Origin of the sequence: Streptomyces sp. TN58 (genome assembly GCF_001941845.1) — a bacterium.
Taxonomy (GTDB): Bacteria; Actinomycetota; Actinomycetes; order Streptomycetales; family Streptomycetaceae; genus Streptomyces.
In genome coordinates this window covers 5,587,189-5,603,995 of record NZ_CP018870.1, presented here as the reverse complement: position 1 = coordinate 5,603,995, position 16,807 = coordinate 5,587,189, and the positions used below count along the sequence as shown (strand labels likewise).

The window sequence follows — 16,807 nt, the reverse complement described above, 5'->3', positions numbered from 1 at the left end:
ACCCGGCCCGGTCACGGCACTGCCGTGCGGCTCCTCGCGTACCGGTCCGGTCCGCTCAGGGCCCGGGCCGGGCATTCGAGGCGGTGCGCGCGGCGCGGTCGGCGATGCCGGTCGTGGAACGGCCGTCGAGGTAGGGCAGGACGACGGCCTGGCCGCCCCAGGCGCGCAGCACCCCCGCCTCCGGGAGATCGTCGGCCGAGTAGTCGCCGCCCTTGACCCACACGTCCGGCCGCAGCCGGCCCAGCAGGGTCTCGGGCGTGTCCTCCTCGAAGGCCACGACGGCGTCGACACTGCCGAGCGCCGCCAGGACCCGGACACGGTCCTCCAACGGGTTCAGTGGGCGTCCCGGCCCCTTCAGCCGCCGCAGCGAGGCATCCGAGTTCACGCAGACGATCAGGCAGTCACCGATCCGCCGCGCACTGTCCAGCAGGCCGACGTGCCCTGCGTGGAGCAGGTCGAAGCAGCCGCCCGTGGCGACCACCGTTCCGCCGCGGGCCCGTACGTCCGCGGCCGTGGCGAACGCGTCGCCACCTGCAGGCCGGGCGGGGCCGGCGGCGAAGGACGGCCGCCACAGGGCGGGGTCGCAGGCGCCGCCCGACCCCACGAAGGCCGCGGCCGCGGCCACCGCCAGCTGGACCGCCTCCTCCGGCAGGCTCCCGTCCGCGAGTGCGCAGGCCGCCACGGCGGCGAAGCAGTCGCCCGCCCCGCACGGATCACCCACGGCCCGGTACGGGGACGGGACGAGCATGGGCGCCGCGGACAGGGGCCGGGTCAGCAGGACCCCCCGCTCGCCGAGGGTGACGGCCACCGCGGCGGCGCCCCAGCGCTCCGCCAGTTCCGCGCCGCGGCGGGCGTGCGCCGCCAGGGAGTCCAGGGGATGCGGGGAGTCCCCCTCGTCGGGGCACAGCGCGTTCGCCTCCGCCGCGTTCGGTGTCACCAGGCGGGCTCCCGCCGCCGGGGGTCCACCCCGCGGGTGCGGGTCCCACACCAGGGGTACGCGGCGCGCGCAGTCGGTCAGCAGGGGCCGCAGCGCCTGCGCCGTGCCCCGGCCGTAGTCCGCCACGAGGACGGCGTGCGCGTCGGCCAGCGCCCGGGCCGCGGCAGGGCCGGGGGCGCCGACCTCGCCGCCGCCCCGGTCGATCCGGACCAGGGGGCGGCCGTCGGCCAGTACCCGCGTCTTGACCGGCAGGGAGCCGTCCAGCGGCAGCTCGACCAGCCGGACACGGTCGTCCAGTGCCTCCCGCACGCGATGGCTGGCACGGTCCTCGCCCAGGGCCGTGACCAGGACGACTTCCCGGCCGGAACGGGCTGCCAGCACGGCGGCCAGTCCCGCGCCGCCGGGTCGTGCGAGGTCGTCCGTGACGTCGACGACGGGCGCCGGCGCGTCCGGGGCGAGACGGGACGCGCTCCCCCGGATGTCGCGGTCCAGAAGGACGTCACCGACCACGACCAGCGGCGCGCGGCCGGTCACCGGGGCATCCGGAGGGTGGTGGCGACGCGCCGGGGCGCTCTCCTGACGGCGGCGCCGGACGAGGCGAGGGCCGCGTCGAAGGACTCGCACAGCAGGTGCACGGCCACCAGGTGTGCCTCCTGCACCGTCGCCGTCGAGGCGGCGTCGATGCACAGGGCCTGGTCGACGGCTTCCGCCAGCGGGTTGGGGGCGGCTCCGGTCAGGGCCCAGACCTCCACGCCCGCGGCGCGGGCCGTCATCGCGGCCGACAGCAGGTTGCCGCTGCGCCCCGATGTCGACAGCAGGACCAGCACGTCGCCGTCCCGGCCGTGCGCGGCGACCTGCCGGGCGAAGACCTGCTCGAATCCGTAGTCGTTGCCGATGGCGGTCACGGTGGACGTCTCCGCGTGCAGGGCGATGGCGGAGTAGGCCGGCCGCTCGTCGCGGTAGCGGCCGACCAGCTCCGCCGTCAGGTGCTGTGCCTGGGCAGCGCTGCCGCCGTTGCCCGCCGCGAGGAGGCGGCCTCCGGCGGGGAGCACCGCGGCGAGTCGGCGACCCCAGTGCGCGAGCTGGTCCAGACCGTGGCCGCGCAGACGTCGCAGTGCTGCCTCCAGTTCCTGGCAGTGCTGTTGGGCTGTGGTTTCGGAAGTCCGGCTCATGGCGTCGGATGCGGGCCGCTCGCGAGAGCGGTCCGCATCCCACCTCCTTCAGGCAATCGGTACTGCGCGGAAACCGGTCCGGTCGTGTCCGGCCGGAGACGTTCGGCGGGCACGCGCACGGTGGCAGGCGGGGACGGAGGACGGTGGACGGGGGCGGATGGACGGCCGGGGGCTCACGTCGTCCCGGCGGCCACCAGCCGCCCGGCGAGCACCGAGCGGTAGGACCGTTCCGTCGCGGCGGCGACCTGGGACCACGCGTACCGGGTCAGGACGCGCCGCCGTCCGGCAGTCCCGTACGCCTGGCACACCGTGTCGTCGGCCAGCAGTTCGGCGGTGGCCGACGCGAGCGCGAGGACGTCGCCCGGGGGCACGAGTCGTCCGGTCTCGCGGTCGGCGACCGTGTCCTGCTGACCGCCGACCGCGCTCGCCACGACCGGCCGGCCGCAGGCCATGGCCTCCAGCGGCACGATGCCGAACGGCTCGTAGTCCGCCGGGCACAGCACGACGTCGGCGCTGCGCAGCAGGGCGGGCACCTGGTCGCAGGGCACCGCGCCGACGAAGCGCACGCGGTCGAGGACCCCGGCCTCGCGGGCGATGGCGCGCAACCGCCGCACCTCGGGGTCGCCGTCGAGGACGTCGGACGGGGGTCCGCCCGCGATCAGGAGCTCGGCTTCGGGCAGGTGGGCGAGGGCCGCGATGGACACGGCCGCCCCCTTGCGGGGCACGAGCCGGCCCAGCTGCAGCAGCCGGTGGCGGTGGGCGGTGCCGCGCTCGGCGAGCGGTCCGTCCGGCCGGAACCGTTCGGTGTCCACCCCGCACGGAACGACGTCGGCCTTGTTCTCGGGCAGGCCCATCCGGGCGAGTTCGGTGACCTCGTCGCGGCAGGTGGCCACGATCCGGTCGCAGCCGAATCCGACCTCCCGCTCGCAGCCGATGCGGGCGGGCGGACTGGTGTCGGCGGCGCCCTGGTGGCGCCGCTTGACGGTTCCCAGCGCGTGGTAGGTGTGCAGCATCGGCAGGCCGCACTCCCGCGCGGCCGCCAGCGAGGCGAGCCCGGACATCCAGAAGTGGGAGTGGACCAGGTCGGGCGGGCCGGTCGCCTGCCAGTGGTACATCAGGTGGTACGAGAACTCCCGCATGTGCGGCAGCAGTTCGTCCTTCGGCAGCTGTTCGGGCGGTCCGGCGGGCACATGGTGGACCACCACCCCCGGGCGCAGTCGGCCGACGGCCGGCAGGTCCCGGGAGTCGCGCCTCGTGTACACCGTGACGCGGTGACCGCGGTCGGCCAGGGCCCCGGCGAGGCAGGCCACGTGCACGTTCTGGCCGCCGGCGTCGACACCGCCGAGCGTCGCGAGGGGGCTCGCGTGCTCGGAGACGAGGGCCAGGGACATGGGCCGGATCCGGTGGCGCGACCGTATCGGACGGGCGGTGGTGGGGGTCATGACCGTACCTCCGTCATCAGGCGCTCCCAGTCGGCCAGGAAGCGTTTGAGGCCGTACCGTTCGAGCGCGGCCTGCCGGGCGCGCGCTCCGTCCTCGGCAGCCGCCTGGGGTTCGGCGAGGTAGTGGGCGACGGCCCGGGCCAGCACCTCGGGCCGGGTGGACAGCACCCCGGTGCCGGGCAGGACGGCCTCCGCGGCCTCCGTGGCGGCCAGCGCCACGACGGGCATGCCCAGGTGCATGGCTTCCAGCAGCGACAGTCCCAGCGAGGTCCAGCGCACGGGGTGCAGGTACACGCGGCGCTCGGCCATGGCCGGGTGCAGCCGGCGCTGGGGCAGCTCGAAGGCGCGGCACCGCTCCTCGGGCAGTCCCAGGTGCCGGGCGATGCCCTGGGTGCGCATGCCGAAGACGTCCAGCGGCGCCGCCCGGGCCAGCTCGGGCAGGAGGTCCGTTCCGGTGTGCCGGCCCCGCCTGACCGGTTCGTTCGTCACCACGGCCGCGCGGGGGAGCACTCCGGTGTAGAGGTGCCCGGGGTCGACGATGCCGTGTTCGATGACCTCGGTGCGGGTGGCACCGTTGTCCCAGAAGAGCCGGTTGAAGTGGGTGACGTGGACGAGCGTCACGTCCTGCCGGTCGGCGCAGGGGTGGCGGGTGCGCGGCACGTCGCCGTCCGGTGCGTTGTGCTCCAGGTACACGGCGGGGACGTCGCGTCCGGGACGGCGGCCCAGCCAGCGTTCGGCCAGCTCCCACTCGTGGGGCCGCTGGAGCACGACCAGGTCCACCGGGGCATCGGCCAGTTCGGCCGGAGTGACCTCCCGTACGGAATCGGGCCAGGTGAAGGTCCGGGCGCGGCCCAGCCCGTCGGGTCCCCGGTCCGGGGTGACCGGTACGAGGTAGGTGTGCGGTCCCTGGACGAACGCGGTGGTCCAGGAACCGTGCACATGCCACAGCAGGATGTTCATGCGGTCACTCCTCCGTCGGTCTCGCTCCGTCCGGGCGCTCGCGGTCCGCGGCCGCCCGGCGGGCCGCCCGTGAGGAGTCCGGCGACGGCCGCCAGCACCTCGCCGTCGTCCACCGAGTCCAGGCACGGGTGGCCCGCCACGGGGCAGCTCCGCGCCCTGCTGCCGGCGCACGGAGCCCGCTGGTCGCCGAGGAGTACGTGCGGTACCCGGTACGGCCGCCACCGGTCGGCCAGCACCACGGGTGCGAACAGGCACACCACGGGCGTGCCCACGGCGGCGGCCAGATGGGCCGGGCCCGTGTTGCCCGCCACCACGACCCGCGCGGCGGACAGGACCCCGGCCAGTTCGTGCAGGTCGGTCGTGACGCCGCCCAGGTCGAGCCCGTGACGGCCGGCCACCGCGGCGGTCAGCGCCTTCTCCGCGGGGCCGCCGGTGACCACCACCCGGTGCCCGGCCTCGTGCAGCGCGGCCGCGGCGCGTGTCGCCCTGGCCGGGCTCCAGGCGCGTGCGGCCACCGCGGCTCCGGGATGCAGCACCACGTACGGTTCGGGACCCGTCAGCCGCGACGTGTCGGGCGGAACGGACACGCGCAGGCCGCCGCCGTCGCCGTCGGGCAGCGGGAAACCGAAGTCGCGCACCAGGTCGAGGGCCGCCTCCGCCTCGTGGCGGTCCGGCAGCCGGTGGTGGCGCAGCGCGAGCAGGGAACCCGGGTACTCCTCGCAGTCGGCCGCGACCTGCTCCACTCCCGCGAGCGCGAGCAGCAGGGCCGCCGGCAACGGGCTCTGGTGGTGGGACACCAGGATCACGCCGCGGTCGAACCGGCCGGCTGCGAGGGCGTCGACGAGCAGGCCGCACTCCTCGCGCGAGGTGCGGCCCGGCTCCAGCCCCACCCAGGGGGCTTCGTACACGAGCACCTGGTCCACGCCGGGCAGCAGCCGCGCCGCGGCGACGCCCTGGGGCCCGCAGAGCAGCGTGGTGTGGGACGAGCCGGCCGCCACCGCGCGCACGGCGGGACCGGCCAGCAGTACGTCCCCGGCGCTGTCGAGGCGTACGACGAGACTGCGCGGGGCGGTCATCGGGCACCACCGGTGGCGCGCGGGCGCTGCCGCGCCGGGGCTCGGGTCGGGCCGGGGTGCGTGCCGCGGCCGGCTTCGGAGCCGGTCGGGCAGACGAGGCGGACGGCGGCGAGCAGATCGCCCGCCGTCTCGCGGGCGGCCGCGACCTCTTCGGGGCGGGTGACGGGTGTCGGCACCAGCACTCCGCGCGCGCCCGCGGCGGAGGCGGCCCGCACGTCGGAGCCGATGTCGCCGACGACGACGGTCCGTTCGGGGGCGGCGCCCAGCCGCTCACAGGCGGCGAGGACCAGCCCCGGTGCGGGTTTGCGGCAGCCGCAGCCGTCCTCGGGGCCGTGGGGGCACACGGCCCACACGTCGAACGGGCCGAACAGTTCGTCCACGCGTCGGCGCACCGCCGCGACCTGCTCCCGCGTCAGCAGCCCGCGGGCGACGCCCGACTGGTTGCTCACGACACCGACCGGAACCCCGAGCCGGCGCAGCGCGGCCACCGCGGCCGGCGCCGTGGGCATGGGCGCGACCCGGGCGGGGTCGCCGTTGTACGGGACGTCGGCGACGAGCGTGCCGTCACGGTCGAAGAGGACCGCTTCCGGCAGCCCGCCGGACCGCCCGGGCCGACGCGGAGTACTGGCCTTACGGGGGCGGTCCCACAGCCAGGGGACGGCCCCCGGCGCGGCCTTCCCGGCGGACGTGCCCGCGACGGGCCGGTCCCTCACGACCGCACCTGCGCGCGGGGAGCCTCCTGCGGAGCCGCGGGGCGGCTCCCGGGCGGCGCCGCCGGTTGCGCCCGGCCGACACGGCGGTGTACGACCGTCCCGCGCAGCCAGTGCCAGACCGCCAGCGCGGGGATGACCGCGCTCGTGACCGCCATGGTGACGACCTCGTCCCGGGTGCGCGGCCCGGGTGTGATCCGGGCCGCGGCGAACTCGGCGGCGCCCGCCACCCAGCCGGCCGCACACCAGGCGGCGGCGCCCCTCCTGCCCGCGAGCGCACAGCCGGCGGCAGCGGCGGCGGCCGCGGTCACGGCGGCATGGCGCGGCAGGCGCCCGCGAGGGGCGCCCGCCCGGCCCCACCAGCCGGGACCGTGCAGGCGGCCCATCAGTACGTCGTCGGCGTTGCCTGCCTGGAGCCGTACGGAGATCCAGCGATCGGCGGGGCGGACCGGATGGCTGGTACGGCGGCTTCCCGAAGCCAGGACCCAGCCGCCCTCGATCAGCCGCAGGGCCAGGTCGGCGTCCTCCCGGAAGGCGCGCCGGAAGCGCTCGTCGAAGCCGCCGGCGGCTTCCAGCGCCTCGCGGCGGAAGGCCATGTCCGCCGTGATCCAGCGGGCGGTGGCCAGTCCGGCCGTGTTGCGCTCCCAGTCCGTGGGACGGCGGCCGGGCGGAAGGGGGACTTCGATGCGGGCCGTGACGGCCGCGGTGTCCCGGGACGCCGAGGCCAGATCACGCGCCAGGGCCTCTCCCCAGCTTTGGGCCGGAACCACGTCGTCGTCGAGGAAGACGATCCAGGGCACCTGGCCCGCCGCCCGTGTTCCGGTGTTGCGGGCGGCCGCCGGGCCCCGGGCACGGCCGGCCACGACGGTCGTGATCGGTTGGAGCGCCGGGGGGACGTCCACCGCCGGTGGAGTTCCGTCGGGGCCCGGACGGTCGTGTACGAGGACGATCCGTGCGGGGCCGCACCCGGAGGCCGTGGCGGCGGCGACGGCGTCCAGGCAGGCCCTGAGGCTGGGCCGGCCGAGGGTGGGTACGACGATCGCGTAAGGCGGCGGGACCACGGGGGCCGGGTGCACGGGGGTCGGGCGCATCGGAGTCGGGTACATGGCGGTCAACCTTCCTCGCCGGAGCGGAAGATGCCGGCCCGGCGCACGGCGTACGGCCCGATGGCCAGCAGTTCCACCGGCGACGAGCCGAAGCACTCCAGGGCGTCCCGGGGGTCGTCGACCATCGGCCGGCCGGCGGTGTTGAGGCTGGTGTTGACCACGACCGGCAGTCCGGTGCGCCGTTCGAACTCGGTGAGCATCCGTGCCACCAGGGGCTCACGCTCCGGATCCACGGTCTGGATGCGGGCGGTGCCGTCGACGTGGACCACCGCCGGGATGCGCTCGCGCCAGTCGGCGGCCACGTCGTGGACGAACAGCATGTACGGGCTCGGCAGCGGTCCGTCGAAGATCTCGGCCGCCCGGTCGGCGATCACCATCGGGGCCACGGGGCGGAACTGTTCACGGCCCTTGACGTCGTTGAGACGTTCCAGGTTTCCCGCGTGTCCGGGATGGGCGAGCAACGAGCGGTGTCCCAGGGCCCGCGGGCCGAACTCCGAACGGCCTTGGAACCAGGCCACGACGGCGTTGTCGGCGAGCGCCTCGGCGACGGTGGCCGCGATGTCCTGGGGCCGTTCGAAGGGCACTCCGGCCGTCTTGAGCCAGGCACCCAGTTCCGCGTCGGACCAGTCGCGGCCCAGGTCCGCGCCGGCCATGGGCTCGGGGGCGTCCCCCGCCCCGGCGGCGAGGAGCAGCGCGCTCCCCAGGGCCGTTCCCGCGTCTCCGGCGGCCGGCTGGACCCACACGCGGGAGAACGGACCCTCGCGCGCGATACGGGAGTTGGCCACGCAGTTCAGCGCGACGCCCCCGGCCAGCGTGAGCACGTCGTCATGGGTGCGGCCGTGGAGCCATCGGACCAGGTCCAGCATCGTCTCTTCCAGGACGGCCTGGGCGCTCGCGGCGAGATCGGCGTGGGCCCCGCTCCACGGCTCGTCCGCGCCCCGGGACGGGCAGAACTCGCCCCAGGGCACTCCGGTGGCACGGAAGCCGCCGTCGCCCGTCGGGTGGACGTGGCGGCGCAGCTCGGCCAGCATCCGCGGGCGCCCGTGGGAGGCGAGGGCCATCACCTTGAACTCGTCGGAGGACCTCAAGAACCCGAGGTGCTCGGTGAGTTCCTCGTAGACCAGGCCGAGCGAGTGCGGAAGCTCCTGCGCGTACAGCGGCTCCAGCCTGTCGCCGATCCGGCGGGCCGCCAGGTGCGAGGCGCGTTCCCCGCGCCCGTCGAGGACCAGGACGGAGCTCCGGTCGGCGCCGTCCGCCGCGAAGGCGCCGGACGCGGCATGGGCCATGTGGTGCGGAACGAAGCGCACGAGACCGGGATCGAGGCCGGGCAGGGCGGTCGCCAGGAACCCTGGCGCCTCACGCGCGTACGTCTGGCGGAGGTGGTCCCACGGGTCGTGCAGGCCCATGGCGTCGGCCGGCCGCGCCAGAGCCGGGTCGTACGAGTACGCCACCGCGTCGAGGTCCCGCGGACGCAGGCCGGCCCGCTTCAGGCACCAGGCCGCGGCCTGTTCCGGCAGCTCCCAGGCGGAGAAGGGCACCGGCCGCTTGCCGTGCTTCCGGCGGGAGAACCGCTCCTCCTCGGCGGCGGCGACCGTACGGCCGTCGATGACGAGGGCGGCGGACGGGTCGTGGAAGAGCGCGTTGATTCCGAGAATGCGCATCGGGGGAAGTGCCCTTTCGGCTGGGGGAACCGGGCGGGGCCGAGGGGGCGCGGCCGCCGGTGGAGCACGAGGGAGCCGAAGGGCTCAGCCGTCGCCCTCCGCGCGGAACCAGGCGATCGTGCGGCGCAGCCCGTCCTCGGCCGCCACGCGCGGCTCCCACTGCAGCTTGTCCCGGGCCAGCGTGATGTCCGGGCAGCGCACGGTCGGGTCGTCGGTCGGCCGCTCGATGAAGGTGATCTGCGAGGAGGAGCCGGTCAGTTCGACGATCCAGCGGGCCAGCTCCAGCATGGTGAGCTCGTCGGGGTTGCCGAGGTTGACCGGCCCCCGCATCCCGTGGTCGGCCGCCGCGAGGATGCCGGCGACGGTGTCCTCGACGTAGCACAGCGAACGGGTCTGGAGGCCGTCGCCGGTGACGGTCAGCGGGGCACCCGCCAGCGCCTGCCGGATGAAGGTGGGAACGGCGCGACCGTCATAGCCCCGCATGCGCGGACCGTAGGTGTTGAACAGCCGCACGATGCACGCGTCCGTGCCCAGGGCCGACGCGTGGGCGCTGCTCAGTGCCTCGCCGAAGCGTTTGGCCTCGTCGTAGACGCTGCGCGGGCCGACGGGGTTAACGTGGCCCCAGTACCGCTCGCTCTGCGGGTGCTCCTGCGGATCCCCGTAGACCTCGGACGTGGAGGCGAGGACGAAGCGGGCACCGCTGTGGCGGGCCAGCTCCAGGGCGTTGCGTGTGCCGAGGCTTCCCGCCTCCAACGTGTGCAGCGGCAGCCGGAGGTAGTCGGCGGGGGAGGCCGGGGAGGCCAGGTGCAGTACGAGGTCCGGGTCCCTCCGCACGGTGAAGGGGCGCGAGACGTTCGTCTCCAGCAGGGTGAATCCGGGACGGTCGAGCAGTTCCGAGATGTTCTCCGGCCGCCCCGTGCTGAAGTCGTCGACGCAGGTGACCGCGGTCCCGGCGGCCAGCAGGGCGGAGCACAGGTGGGAGCCGACGAAGCCCGCACCGCCGGTGACGACGGCGTGCTCCCAGCGCGGCGCGTGCGATGAGCCCATGGTGATCTCCTCGTGCGGCAGGGACGGCGCGGGACGCGGCAACCGGGAGGGGCGGCAGACGGCCCCCGCTCACGCCGGAGAAGAGCCCGCGGGTACGGCCCCAGCCTGCTGGAGCCGTGGGGGTGCGGCACGCGGGAGCGGGCAGTCGGGTGACCGTCGCCGTGTTCAGGTGACGGTCACCGTGTTCAGACGATGACGACGCAGGCGGCGGCCGGGACTTCAAGCCGGCCCGCGGGGAGCGGGTGTCCGGTCTCCGGGTCGATGTCGAACCAGGTGACGTCGCCGGACCACTCGTTGGACACGTACAGGTGCCGGGCCGACGGGCCGATCGCGAGGTGCCGCGGCCACTGACCGCCGCAGTCCGCGGCATCGGTGATCCGCGGCTTCTCGGGGCCGTCGGACAGCGACAGGGTGGTGACGAGGCTGCTGCCCCGGATCGCCGCCCACACGAAGCGGCCGTCCGGGGAGACGAGCGCGACCGACGGGTACTCCCTGGTGCCCGCCGCTGCGTCGCCCGAGCCCAGCGCGACCTCACCGGTGGGGTACAGGCGCCCGGAGCCGGCGTCCCACCGGCAGACGGTCAGCTGCGGTTCCAGCTCGTGGATCACGTACGCCACGTCCCCGCGCGGGTGGAAGGCCACCTCCCGGGGACCGCTCCCGGCACGCAGCGGCGTCTCGGCCCGTACGCGGAGGGGCCCGCCGACCGGATCGCGCTCGTACACGCGTACGGAGTCGGTACCGAGGTCCGCGCCGAGCACCCAGCGGCCGCTCGGATCGGGCGTCACGTGGTGGGGGTGCGGGCCTGCCTGCCGCTCGGGGTCGGGCCCGCGGCCGCTGGGGGCGAGGACGGCGGCTGTGCCCTCCGGCCTGCCGTCGGCCGCGATCGGGAGGCTGCTGACGTTGCCGGACGCGTAGTTGGCGACCAGCAGCCGGTCCCCGACGGCGCTCAGATGCACGGGACCGACGCCGTCGACTGGGACGGGCCCTCCCAGCGGGGCGAGGCCGTCTGCGGTGATCCGGTACGCGGCCGCCGTGCCGGGATCGGTGCCCCCGGCGGCGTAGAGCACCTGCCGGTCGGCGGACAGGGCCAGGCACGGGGCGTCCCCGGCGCTCTCGACGACGCCCAGTACGGTGAGCGCCCCCGTGACGGGGTCCACGGCCGCCGTGGTGATCCCGCGGCCTCCGCCGGAGGCGAACGAACCGATGTGGGCGCGCTGTCCGGCGCCCTGGTACGTGCTTCCCGCACCGCCCACCGGGTGGTCCTTCCGCCGTCGGTCCGCTGCCACCGGGCGAAGCTAGCACCGGGCCGGCGGGCACCCGCCCCGACCGGGCCGGTACGGGACCCCAGGTTCGGCCGCCGGGGGGGGAGGGGGGAGCACGGACCTGCGCCACCGCGCTCAGGGCCGGCGCCACCGGTCGTGGTCCATGTGCGACCCGGCCATGGGGCCCATCCGCAGCATGCCCCCGTCCACCACCCAGGAGGCACCGGTGACGTAGGAAGCCGAGGCTCCGGCCAGGAAGGCGACGACGGCGGCGACCTCGTGGGCGTCGCCCGGCCGGCCGGCGGGGACGCCCGGCCGGGACTGCGCCCGTACGTCCTCGTCCTCCTGGCCGGTCATGGGCGTGGCGATCTCCCCCGGAGCCACCGCATTCACGGTGATGCCGTGTTCGGCGAGTTCGAGTGCCATCACCTGTGTGAGGAGGCCCAGTCCGCCCTTGGCGGCGCAGTACGGTCCTGCGCCGACGCGCGGCTGGTGTTCGTGGACGGAGGTGACGTTGACGATCCGGCCGCCGGTGCCCTGGCGGATCATGTGCCGGGCCGCCCGTTGACCGCACAGCAGCGGGCCCACGAGGTCGACGTCGAGGACCTGGCGGACGGTGGTCAGGTCCAGGTCCAGGAAGGGTGTGGCGGTTCCGGTGCCCGCGTTGTTCACGAGCACGTCGATCCGCCCGAGTCCGTCGGCGAGCCGGTCGACGACGTCGGCGGCGGCGGGCAGGTCGGTGAGGTCGAGGCGGGCGAGCACGGCACGCCGGCCGCGCGCCCGGACCTCCGCGGCCGTGCGCTCGGCCCCCTCCTCGTCCTCGTGCCAGGTGATGCCGACGTCCAGTCCGGCCGTGGCCAGATGGACGGCGACTGCGCGGCCGATTCCGGAGTCGGAGCCGGTGACCACCGCCGTGGTGGGCGAGAAGTCCAGAGGACTGATCATGGTCGAGCCTTCCGTCAGGGCCAGGAGGGTTCCCGGCGGGGCACCACGACGAGCTCGCCGACCACGCTCCCGGCGGGCACGGACAGCGCGTACATGACCGTGTCGGCCACGACCTCCGGGCTCTGGAGCAGCGCGGTGTCGGCGTCCGGGAACCGGTCCATGATGAAAGCGGTCTCCATGCCCCCGGCGATGATCCCGGTGACGCCGATCCCGGTGCAGTCCCGCTGCGCCTCCTTGAACAGGGTGTGGGTGAACGCCCGCAGCCCGGACTTGCTCGCCGCGTAGGGGCCCGCTTCCGTCCAGGTCCGGTTCGCCGCGGTGGACAGGATGTTGACGATGTGGCCACCGCCCGCGGCCACCATGCGCCGGTAGGTGTGCAGGCACAGGTACATCGGGCCGAGCAGGTTGGTGGTCACCACGTGTCTGACCTCCTCCGCGGTCAGGTGCTCGACGGACTTGGACACGTCGACCGCCGCGTTGTTGACCAGGATGTCCACCCGGCCGCCGTCCGCCTCGACGTCCCCGAGGACGGCCGCGACCGCGACGGGGTCGCACACGTCCATCTCGACGAAGCGGGCACGGCCGCCCGCCACGACGAGGTCCGCGCACAGCTGCTGGGCGAGGTCCTTGCGTACGTCGGCGACCAGCACGGAGGCGCCGGCCGCGGCGAGCCGCCGTGCGATGGCGGCGCCCAGCCCCCGGGCCCCGCCGGTGACCAGAGCCTGCTTGCCCGTCAGGTCGACCTGTACCGCGCTGTCCATGCTGTGCCTTGCCTTCCCTCGGTTCCGGCGCCCGACGCCACCCGCCCTCGGGGGAGGGCCGGGCGCCGCCGTCGCGTCTCGTGTGACCCACTCTGGGCAGGGCGCGGGCACCCGGCGCGCGGAATTAGGCCACCAGGCGGCGCGCACCACCGGCACGGCGTGCCCCGCGCGGCCGGTCCGTCACGTCTTCTGGCGGGTTCGCCCGTCGCCGGTCGACACCTCGTCGAGGAAGCGGGTCAGCGTGCCGACTCCGAGGCGCAGCGCCTGGACCTCGACCCGCTCGTCCGGGCCGTGCCAACCGTCTGCGGGGAGGCCCGTCCCGAAGAACAGCACCGGCGCGTCGCAGGCGCCGGCGAGCTGCGCGCCGGGAGCCGCTCCCCCGTTGCCGATGTGCCGGGCCGGAGCCCCGTAGGCCTGGCTGACGGCTCGGGTGAGGGCCGTGAGCGCCGGCGTGTCCGGGGGTGTCCGGTAGGGGTCCGAGATGGTGGAGGAGATCTCCAGGCCGTAGCCGAACCCGGGCCGCCGGTGCCGGGCCAGCCATGCTCGCAGCTGGTCGGCGACCTGGTCGGCCCGCTGGTCGGGTACGAGCCGGAACAGCAGGTCGGCACTGGCTTCCGCCGGAATGAGGCCGAGTGCCGGTGCGTCGGTGCGACCGGCGGTGAGGCGGGCGACCTCGTAGGAAGGGCGGGTCCACAGCCGTTCGGGGACCGTGAACCCCGCTTCGCCGGGGGCGCCGAGCGTACCGGTCTCGGCCTGCCAGTCCGTCAGGTCGAAGGCGACGGAGCCCACGCCGGCGCGCAGGTCGGGGGGCGGGGCGGCCACCGCGTCGTAGAAGTGGGGCAGGGTGACGCGGCCCGACGCGTCGCCGAGGAGGTCCACGAGGCGGCACAGTTCGACCGCGGCGTTCGCGGCGGCGCCGGAGACGGCGCCGCTGTGGAGGTCACGGGCGGCCCCGCGGACGGTGAGGGACGCGGTGACGGACCCGCGCACCGCGGCGCACACGGTGGGCTCGTCCAGGGACCAGAGCATCGAGTCGGACACCATCACGACGTCGGCGGCCAGGTCTTCGGCGTGCTCCGACAGCAGGTCGGCCATGTGTACCGAGCCGACTTCCTCCTCACCTTCGATCAGGTACCGCACCGTCACGGCCGGGGCGGTGCGCTGCGCGAGGTGCGTGCGCAGGGCCCACAGGTGGCTCATGATCTGGCCCTTGGCGTCCGACGCCCCTCGGCCGTGGAGCCGGCCGTCCCGCAGGAGCGGCGAGAACGGCTCGGTGACCTGCCATTCGGAAGGATCGACGGCGTGCACGTCGTGGTGGCTGTAGACCAGCAGGGCCGGTGCCTCCGGATCGGCTGCCGGCCAGGAGGCGTAGACGGCCGGCAGGCCTTCCGTTTCCCAGATCTCGACACGCGGGAAGCCGGTGCGGCGCAGTGCCCCGGCGAGCCAGCGGGCCGACCGGCGCACGTCGTGGGCCCGGTCCGGGTCGGAGGAGACGGACGCTATGCGCACCCAGTCCGCGAGCTCGGCCAGAGCGGCGTCCTGGGGCGCGGCGCCGGATGCGGTGGCGGGCGCGGCGCCGGGCGCGGTGGCGCTCGAAGGGAGGCCTTCGAGGTCCTGCACGGGCTTCGCGCGGCCCTCCCTCGCCGCGTGCGCGTCGCCGTGACGAGTCCTGTCCTGTCTCCGCTCCATGGCGGCCACCGCTACCGTTCCGCACCCTGCCCGCCTTGGCCCACCTCGGTACGTGGAGCGGGGTGATCAGCAGGCGTCTTCCCCGGTGCCGATCCTTCATGCGGAGGTGCCCAGGGGGCTCACGGCTGTGGGGAGGATCGGCGGGCGACGAGTGGTACGCCATCCGGGTCACCGCCCGGCTGTCCTGTAGCCACTCGTCACTTTGCGTAGTACACCTGAGCCGGGCGTAACACCCTGCTGCGGCGGACACGTGGGCGCCCACCCCCGTGCGAACCGACGCAGAGGAACCGCCCATGGCGACGTCGACCGAGCCTGTCACACCCATCCCGGTCCCGGGCCGCACACCGGGGAGCGTGGTCGTCGCCTGGCTGACGACCACCGACCACAAGAAGATCGGGCACCTGTACCTGATCGCGTCGTTCGGCTTCTTCGTGATCGGCGGGGTCATGGCGCTGCTGCTGCGCGCGGAGCTGGCCCGGCCCGGCATGCAGATCGTCTCGAACGAGCAGTACAACCAGGTGTTCACCATGCACGGCACGATCATGCTGCTGTTGTTCGCGACTCCGACCTTCGCCGGGTTCGCCAACGCCATCATGCCGCTGCAGATCGGTGCACCGGACGTGGCCTTCCCACGGCTGAACATGCTGTCGTTCTGGCTGTTCCTGTTCGGCGGGCTGATCGTGGTGGCGAGCCTGTTCACGCCTCAGGGCGCGGCGGACTTCGGGTGGACCGCGTACACGCCGCTCAGCGGGGGCGAACGCACCCCCTTCGTGGGCGGCGACATGTGGATCATGGGCTTGGCGCTTGCCGGCTTCGGCACGATCCTCGGCTCGGTCAACTTCGCCACGACCATCATCGGCATGCGCATGCCCGGCATGACGATGTTCCGGATGCCGATCTTCACCTGGAACATCCTGCTCACGTCGGTGCTGGTGCTCTTCGCGTTCCCCGTCCTCGCCGCGGCGCTGCTGGTCCTGGAGGCCGACCGGCGCTTCGGCGCGCAGGTCTTCGACCCGGACAACGGCGGGGCGCTGTTGTGGCAGCACCTGTTCTGGTTCTTCGGGCACCCGGAGGTCTACATCATCGCGCTGCCGTTCTTCGGCATCGTCACCGAGATCTTTCCGGTCTTCTCCCGCAAACCGCTCTTCGGCTACCTCGGCCTGATCGGCGCCACGATCGCGATCTCCGGCCTCTCGCTGACCGTGTGGGCACACCACATGTTCGCGACCGGCGCCGTGCTGCTGCCGTTCTTCTCCTTCATGACGTTCCTGATCGCCGTCCCGACGGGAGTGAAGTTCTTCAACTGGATCGGCACCATGTGGAAGGGCTCCATCTCGTTCGAAACACCCATGCTCTGGTCGATCGGCTTCCTCGTCACTTTTCTCTTCGGCGGCCTGACCGGCATCATCCTGGCCTCACCGCCCATGGACTTCCACGTCACCGACTCCTACTTCGTGGTGGCGCACTTCCACTACGTGGTCTTCGGGACGGTCGTCTTCGCCATGTTCGCCGGGTTCTACTTCTGGTGGCCGAAGATGACCGGGACGATGCTCGACGAGCGTCTCGGGAAGATCCACTTCTGGACACTGTTCATCGGCTTCCACCTGACCTTCCTCGTCCAGCACTGGCTCGGCGCCGAGGGGATGCCCCGCCGCTACGCCGACTACCTCGCCGCCGACGGATTCACCGCCCTCAACACCCTCTCCTCGATCGGCGCCTTCGTGCTCGGCCTCTCCACGCTGCCGTTCTTCTACAACGTGTGGAAGACGGCCAAGTTCGCACCTCGCGTCGAGGTGGACGACCCGTGGGGCTACGGCCGCTCCCTGGAGTGGGCCACGTCCTGCCCTCCCCCGCGGCACAACTTCGTCACCCTCCCCCGCGTGCGCTCCGAGTCCCCGGCCTTCGACCTCCACCACCCCGAGATCGCCGCATTCGACTACGCCGGCGACCACCGGCGCGACGTCGTCGACCAGGACAGGGCCTCCGCCCCGCGCGGCACGCTACGGGGCAAGGGCCCGGAGCAGCCGCGGTAGTCCGGGG

Annotated in this window: 14 protein-coding genes; 1 reads left to right on the top strand and 13 read right to left on the bottom strand. The window is 74.4% G+C overall.

What is annotated here, in order from left to right; translation table 11 throughout:
• Nucleotides 1–55: 55 nt before the first annotated feature.
• The 13 genes from rfaE2 to BSL84_RS25505 form a co-directional block, all read right to left on the bottom strand.
• The gene (rfaE2, locus tag BSL84_RS25565) at nt 56–1,471 is read right to left on the bottom strand and encodes a D-glycero-beta-D-manno-heptose 1-phosphate adenylyltransferase (RefSeq protein WP_075971194.1); all 1,416 of its coding nucleotides are present in this window, start codon (nt 1,469–1,471) and stop codon (nt 56–58) included.
• A complete protein-coding gene (locus BSL84_RS25560) occupies nt 1,468–2,109 on the bottom strand; it encodes a D-sedoheptulose-7-phosphate isomerase (protein ID WP_030030692.1) in 642 nt (213 codons plus the stop codon). Before BSL84_RS25560 ends, rfaE2 begins: the two co-directional genes overlap by 4 nt.
• A gap of 173 nt (nt 2,110–2,282) precedes the next feature.
• On the bottom strand, nt 2,283–3,551 hold the full coding sequence (locus BSL84_RS25555; protein WP_075971193.1) for a glycosyltransferase: 1,269 nt from the start codon (nt 3,549–3,551) through the stop codon (nt 2,283–2,285).
• Entirely contained in the window at nt 3,548–4,510 is a 963-nt protein-coding gene (locus BSL84_RS25550) for a glycosyltransferase (protein WP_075971192.1), read from the bottom strand. Before BSL84_RS25550 ends, BSL84_RS25555 begins: the two co-directional genes overlap by 4 nt.
• Nucleotides 4,507–5,586: a glycosyltransferase family 9 protein gene (locus tag BSL84_RS25545; RefSeq protein ID WP_075971191.1), complete on the bottom strand. Its 1,080-nt coding sequence runs from the start codon at nt 5,584–5,586 to the stop codon at nt 4,507–4,509. The genes BSL84_RS25550 and BSL84_RS25545 overlap by 4 nt, the downstream gene beginning before the upstream one ends.
• The gene (locus BSL84_RS25540; RefSeq protein ID WP_075971190.1) at nt 5,583–6,299 is read right to left on the bottom strand and encodes a D-glycero-alpha-D-manno-heptose-1,7-bisphosphate 7-phosphatase; all 717 of its coding nucleotides are present in this window, start codon (nt 6,297–6,299) and stop codon (nt 5,583–5,585) included. The genes BSL84_RS25545 and BSL84_RS25540 overlap by 4 nt, the downstream gene beginning before the upstream one ends.
• Nucleotides 6,296–7,402, bottom strand: coding sequence for a glycosyltransferase family 2 protein (locus tag BSL84_RS25535; protein ID WP_234308560.1), 1,107 nt, complete (start codon nt 7,400–7,402; stop codon nt 6,296–6,298). The genes BSL84_RS25540 and BSL84_RS25535 overlap by 4 nt, the downstream gene beginning before the upstream one ends.
• A 5-nt stretch (nt 7,403–7,407) precedes the next feature.
• The gene (locus BSL84_RS25530) at nt 7,408–9,063 is read right to left on the bottom strand and encodes a carbamoyltransferase (RefSeq protein WP_045323723.1); all 1,656 of its coding nucleotides are present in this window, start codon (nt 9,061–9,063) and stop codon (nt 7,408–7,410) included.
• 84 nt (nt 9,064–9,147) lie between these two features.
• Nucleotides 9,148–10,110 (bottom strand): NAD-dependent epimerase/dehydratase family protein, encoded by a 963-nt coding sequence (locus BSL84_RS25525; protein WP_030027236.1) that lies wholly within the window; start codon nt 10,108–10,110, stop codon nt 9,148–9,150.
• A gap of 185 nt (nt 10,111–10,295) precedes the next feature.
• A complete protein-coding gene (locus BSL84_RS25520) occupies nt 10,296–11,396 on the bottom strand; it encodes a lactonase family protein (protein WP_234363510.1) in 1,101 nt (366 codons plus the stop codon).
• 111 nt (nt 11,397–11,507) lie between these two features.
• Nucleotides 11,508–12,317 carry an SDR family oxidoreductase gene (locus BSL84_RS25515; protein ID WP_045323725.1) on the bottom strand — a complete coding sequence of 270 codons (810 nt, stop codon included), beginning with the start codon at nt 12,315–12,317 and terminating at the stop codon, nt 11,508–11,510.
• Between the two features lie 14 nt (nt 12,318–12,331).
• Nucleotides 12,332–13,078: an SDR family oxidoreductase gene (locus tag BSL84_RS25510; RefSeq protein WP_030027233.1), complete on the bottom strand. Its 747-nt coding sequence runs from the start codon at nt 13,076–13,078 to the stop codon at nt 12,332–12,334.
• A gap of 180 nt (nt 13,079–13,258) precedes the next feature.
• A complete protein-coding gene (locus BSL84_RS25505; RefSeq protein WP_079273481.1) occupies nt 13,259–14,767 on the bottom strand; it encodes a M20/M25/M40 family metallo-hydrolase in 1,509 nt (502 codons plus the stop codon).
• Between the two features lie 293 nt (nt 14,768–15,060).
• Here BSL84_RS25505 and ctaD point away from each other — a divergent pair, with 293 nt between their 5' ends.
• A complete protein-coding gene (ctaD, locus tag BSL84_RS25500) occupies nt 15,061–16,800 on the top strand; it encodes a cytochrome c oxidase subunit I (RefSeq protein ID WP_075971188.1) in 1,740 nt (579 codons plus the stop codon).
• Nucleotides 16,801–16,807: the final 7 nt, after the last annotated feature.

What these genes read in the sequence shown, in the direction of transcription:
- BSL84_RS25560 (WP_030030692.1), bottom strand. Translation starts at nt 2,109, where the DNA reads ATGAGCCGGACTTCCGAAACCACAGCCCAACAGCACTGCCAGGAACTG.
- BSL84_RS25555 (WP_075971193.1), bottom strand. Translation starts at nt 3,551, where the DNA reads ATGACCCCCACCACCGCCCGTCCGATACGGTCGCGCCACCGGATCCGG.
- BSL84_RS25550 (WP_075971192.1), bottom strand. Translation starts at nt 4,510, where the DNA reads ATGAACATCCTGCTGTGGCATGTGCACGGTTCCTGGACCACCGCGTTC.
- BSL84_RS25545 (WP_075971191.1), bottom strand. Translation starts at nt 5,586, where the DNA reads ATGACCGCCCCGCGCAGTCTCGTCGTACGCCTCGACAGCGCCGGGGAC.
- BSL84_RS25535 (WP_234308560.1), bottom strand. Translation starts at nt 7,402, where the DNA reads ATGTACCCGACTCCGATGCGCCCGACCCCCGTGCACCCGGCCCCCGTG.
- BSL84_RS25530 (WP_045323723.1), bottom strand. Translation starts at nt 9,063, where the DNA reads ATGCGCATTCTCGGAATCAACGCGCTCTTCCACGACCCGTCCGCCGCC.
- BSL84_RS25525 (WP_030027236.1), bottom strand. Translation starts at nt 10,110, where the DNA reads ATGGGCTCATCGCACGCGCCGCGCTGGGAGCACGCCGTCGTCACCGGC.
- BSL84_RS25515 (WP_045323725.1), bottom strand. Translation starts at nt 12,317, where the DNA reads ATGATCAGTCCTCTGGACTTCTCGCCCACCACGGCGGTGGTCACCGGC.
- BSL84_RS25510 (WP_030027233.1), bottom strand. Translation starts at nt 13,078, where the DNA reads ATGGACAGCGCGGTACAGGTCGACCTGACGGGCAAGCAGGCTCTGGTC.
- BSL84_RS25505 (WP_079273481.1), bottom strand. Translation starts at nt 14,767, where the DNA reads ATGGAGCGGAGACAGGACAGGACTCGTCACGGCGACGCGCACGCGGCG.
- ctaD (WP_075971188.1), top strand. Translation starts at nt 15,061, where the DNA reads ATGGCGACGTCGACCGAGCCTGTCACACCCATCCCGGTCCCGGGCCGC.